A 4,187-nucleotide genomic window follows, 5' to 3' on the forward strand; every position below is an offset into this window, starting at 1 on the left:
CAGCACCGCGTCGGGCGTATCGTCGAGGCGTTTGATCTGTACGAGCAGTCGCTGCAAGCGCTCGGCGAATCCCGGCAGGCGCGCCTCGTCGTCGTTGCTGAAGACCGGCATGAAGACGCGCCCCAGCTTGTTGATGTAGTTCTTGGTCCTTTTCCCGAAGGCGGGGAGGACACGGATTCGTCCGGGAGTGGACTCGGCCAGCGCACACTCGCCCAGGCATTCGCTCAACGGGAAACTGTCGGCGTCGCCGGAAAGCGTTTCGATCAGCCAGTCGACCACGCCAAAGTCGGGCATCCTGTCCTCGTCCAGCAAGACGCCGGCCAGCCCGGGCGCCTCGAGGTCGAGGTCCACGACCACCACCTTCTTGCCCTGGCGCGCCAGGTGCCAGGCCCAGAGCGCCAGCGCCGTCGTCCGACCGACGCCGCCCTTGATGCTGAAGGCGATCGCCGTCGGCAGCGGTGGTGAGGCAGAGAGCGGCCGGCGCAGCCAATCCTGGTTGGTCTGCAAACGATCGAGCAGCCACGTGTTGGTTTGATCCGGAAGGCGGATGCGATCGCTTGACGCGCAGATCGCGTCTTCGTCGATCAGGTCGCTGGTGCGCAGGAGAACGCGCCGTACGCCGGGGCTGTAACGCCCCAATTCAGCGTCCAGGCGGTCCGCCAGTTCATCCCAGTCGCTCGCTTCAGCCAGCGCGCTATCGGGCAGGACGACGGTGAGCAGGCCAAAGGCGTCGCGCACGATCGTGGTCAGTGGAGACACGGCTGGAAAACGCTGCTTGAGCACCGCCAACGCGGCGGGCAAGGCTTGGTCGAAGTTCTGCGCGGCGGTCATCGGGCCCGTTCCTCAGAGATCAGCGCCGCGCCCAGGAGTCGGCGCGCTGCCTTTCGATGAGCTTCCACGGCATCTCGCGCCAAGCAAGCGTCGGCGGCGTAGCGCTGGGCGATGGTCCAGTCGCCGAACGGGGGAGGGTCCAGTCCAAGGAGCGCGGACAGGCCCGGGAAGCTTTTCTGCATGTTGTGCACATGAACCTGGTCCCACAATTTGTCGATGTGCAGCTTGTACTTGTCGTGCAAGCAAGCTTGGGCCGAATAGCCCGGCAGCGACGAGAGCGCAGCCTTCACCGCGCACTCGGCAGCGATGCCGTACAACTGGTCGGCGTTTTCCTGACGCTGATGGCTCCAGAGAAGTTCGGCGTCGCGCCAATGTCGCCTGGCCGCCGCCGGATAGTCTTCCGGCAATTTTTGCAGATTTGCCAACAGTTGCCGTCCCGTTGCGGGTCGTTGTAATGAAAAAGGGCGCGCGCGGTCCACCTGCATCCGGAACGGCTTGCCTTTCGGCCGATGAACCGTGCGGCCAAGCGCCCGCTGGCGAAAGTGATGGGCAGGGCAGGCGCCGCACAGGGAAGCCGGAACTGGGAACGCGCTGCGAGTATAGGGAGCGCGCCGCAGCACCGTCAAGCGTGCGCCCGACGACGGCCGTGTCGGCGGCGCCGTCCGCTGGGCGCAGCAGGCGGTAGAATGCCGGCTGCTTTCCGGAGAACCATCATGTTGCGTGCTGCTTTCCTGCTTTTGCTGCTTGCCCTCGCGCCTCATCTGCGCGCCGAGGTGGTCGACGTCGGGAACGCCGAACTGGCGCGCCTGCTGGCTGCCGGCGTGCCGGTGATCGATATTCGCACGGCTGGCGAGTGGAAAGAGACCGGCGTCGTTCCGGGCAGCCGGCTGATCACGCTGTTCGACGAGCGCGGCCGCGCCGACGCGGCCGACTGGCTGGCGAAAGTGCGCGCGGTGGCGAAGCCGGAGCAGCCGGTGATCCTCATCTGCCGGAGCGGCAACCGGACGCGCGCGGCGAGCCGTCTGCTCGCCGAGCAGGCAGGCTACCGGACGGTGTACAACGTGCAGGACGGGATTCGGGCGTGGGCGAAGGAAGGGCGCTCGCTGGCGCCGCTGCCGCCGACGGCGGCGGCGTGTTCGCCAGGCGCGAGCTGCTGATGCCGGCGCCAGCGCCGCCGGACGAAATTCGCGCCGGGCAGTCGCTCGAGCTGCTCAAGGCGCTGCATATCCTGACCCGCGACGGCGCGCTGAATCAGGACAGCCGGCGGAAGCTGAAACAGGTCTATCATCTGTACAACTTCATCGAGCCGCTGTTGCTTGAAGCACAGCAGGCGCACGCCGACCTGCATCTGGTCGACCACGGCGCCGGCAAGTCGTATCTCGGATTCATCCTCTACGATCTGTTCTTCCGCCTGCGCGGCGGGTCGTCGTCAGGTGTCTGGAGCATCGAGACGCGCGCCGAGCTGGTTGAGCGCGCGCGCGAACTGGCTGACCGCCTGGGTTTTGCCGGCATGCATTTCGTCAATCTGTCGGTTGCCGATGCGATCGCCGCGCGCGAATTGCCGGCGCGCGTCGACCTGGTGACAGCCTTGCATGCCTGTGACACGGCGACCGATGACGCGATTTCGTTCGCGCTTGCCCGGCAGGCGAAATTCCTCGCGCTGGTGCCGTGCTGCCAGGCCGAGCTTGCCGCGACCTTGCGCAAGCATAAGGCGACGGCGCTTGCCGCGGCGCTCGGCGAGGTCTGGCGCCATCCGCTGCACACGCGGGAGTTCGGCAGCCACCTGACCAATGTCCTGCGCTGCCTGCGCCTGCAGGCGCATGGCTACGAAGTCCGCGTCACCGAATTGACCGGCTGGGAGCATGCACTGAAGAACGAACTGATCATCGCCGTGTACAAGGACCTGCCGACGCGCCAGCCGGCCAGGCGATTGGCCGAGCTGCTCACGCTCTTCGGCCTCGACGAACTGCGCGAGCGTTTCGCCTAGCGGCAGCGCGTGCCTGGCGCCGCCGGCCGGCGCCGCTGCACGAACGAGCGAACTTGCTGTCGGCCGGAGCGCGGCGGGCCGGTTTGGTGTCGGCAGGCGAACAACTCGCTCAGGCCGACGAATCCGCGTGTCGTCAGGCTTCATGCGGATAACACGCAAGTCTTGGACGGCGGGGGGCTCATTCGTCCGCTGCGTGTTTTGCAGCCGACTGGAGCGACTGGGGAGCCTCACGCCGGACGAGGCGCTCTCCCTGCTGATCAGCCCGTTCAACAGTCGGCAGAGAATCGAGCAGGTGTTGAGCAGCGCGCACCGCGATTCCGATCGCCGACGCCAAACTGACCGACCCGGCGATTGTTCGCCTGCTCGTCGACAAGGCGAAAAGCGGCGTTCAGTCCGCGTTCTCGGTGATGAGGAGCACGGCAACGCCTTGCCCGGGGACATCGAATTCCGATCCGTGCCACGCAACAAGCTGCACGCCAAGTGCGTGATGATCGACGGTGCGACCGCCCTAGGTGCCGCAGCAGCTCGCAGAGCCGCCAGCGGACGCGGTACCGCATGGCGAGTGTCGTACCGCAGCCAGAGGGCATTACGCCGAAAACGGTATTGCCATGCAGTTTGCGGCGTATCGAGTCCTCAACCCGAATCCCCATGCCTACCGCCTGCGCGCCCGCTCGCACAGCCGTCTATCGACGTCGCCGGCCCGAACGTACCGTGCTCTATCGCACCGTGCAGACGCACCTCGCCACCTGGCTCGAACTCTCCTGCGATAGCCGCCAGGGCGTATCCAGCCCAGCCCATGTCGAACGCGAGTTCCGGAGGTATCTCGCACGCGGGGTTCTGGTCCATGGCAGGGTCCGGCGTCGTCTGCTGCGCGCGCTGACCGGACGTGGCGTGCTGGACCCGGAGGACGCCGAGTCGATGGCAAGCTGGGACCACGGTGGCGGATTTTCGCTGGACGCCAGCGTGCGCGTCGAAGGCGCTGATCGGCCGGGTCTGGAACGGCTGCTGCGCTACTGCGCGCGACCGGCCTTCGCAGTGGAGCGGTTGCGGGAAATCGACGCCGAACACCTGGTCTATGAGAGTATCAAGCCGGGTCCCGGCGGCAGCGTCAGCTTGATGCTGACGCCACTCGAACGGATCGAGCGCTTGGCGGCGCTGCTTCCACCCCCGCGCCGTCATCGTCATCGGTACTACGGCGTACTGGCGCCCAACGCAGTGCTACGCGCACAGGTCACCGCGCTGGCTGGCGTGGGAAAGAGTGCGGCTACGCCGCTTGTGACAGCAACTGAGACGGAAACGGAGCCTGTCGCGGCGCAAATCACCGCCGCAGGCGCGTTGTCCGGCAGCGAGCAGCAGGGCGAGCAGCAGG

5 protein-coding genes are annotated in these 4,187 nt (G+C 66.7%); 3 read left to right on the top strand and 2 right to left on the bottom strand.

Annotated features, from left to right (window positions below):
• Positions 1 to 831: KGGVGR-motif variant AAA ATPase (locus tag RKP46_RS11740; protein WP_311106809.1), on the bottom strand; the 831-nt coding region annotated here is incomplete at its 3' end.
• Positions 828 to 1,457, bottom strand: coding sequence for a hypothetical protein (locus tag RKP46_RS11745; protein WP_409194135.1), 630 nt, complete (start codon positions 1,455 to 1,457; stop codon positions 828 to 830). The genes RKP46_RS11740 and RKP46_RS11745, both read right to left, overlap by 4 nt.
• An 87-nt stretch (positions 1,458 to 1,544) precedes the next feature.
• On the opposite strand from RKP46_RS11745, the gene RKP46_RS11750 reads away from it, so the two are divergent.
• The 3 genes from RKP46_RS11750 to RKP46_RS11760 form a co-directional block, all read left to right on the top strand.
• Positions 1,545 to 1,988, top strand: a complete 444-nt coding sequence (locus RKP46_RS11750; RefSeq protein WP_311106810.1) for a rhodanese-like domain-containing protein — start codon at positions 1,545 to 1,547, stop codon at positions 1,986 to 1,988.
• Positions 1,988 to 2,818, top strand: coding sequence for an SAM-dependent methyltransferase (locus RKP46_RS11755; RefSeq protein ID WP_311106813.1), 831 nt, complete (start codon positions 1,988 to 1,990; stop codon positions 2,816 to 2,818). Before RKP46_RS11750 ends, RKP46_RS11755 begins: the two co-directional genes overlap by 1 nt.
• Before the next feature lie 648 nt (positions 2,819 to 3,466).
• Positions 3,467 to 4,187, top strand: a 721-nt coding sequence (locus RKP46_RS11760; RefSeq protein ID WP_311106811.1) for a transposase, incomplete at its 3' end; no start/stop codon positions are given.

Source organism: Accumulibacter sp., from assembly GCF_031732815.1.
In the GTDB taxonomy this organism is placed as follows: Bacteria; Pseudomonadota; Gammaproteobacteria; order Burkholderiales; family Rhodocyclaceae; genus Accumulibacter.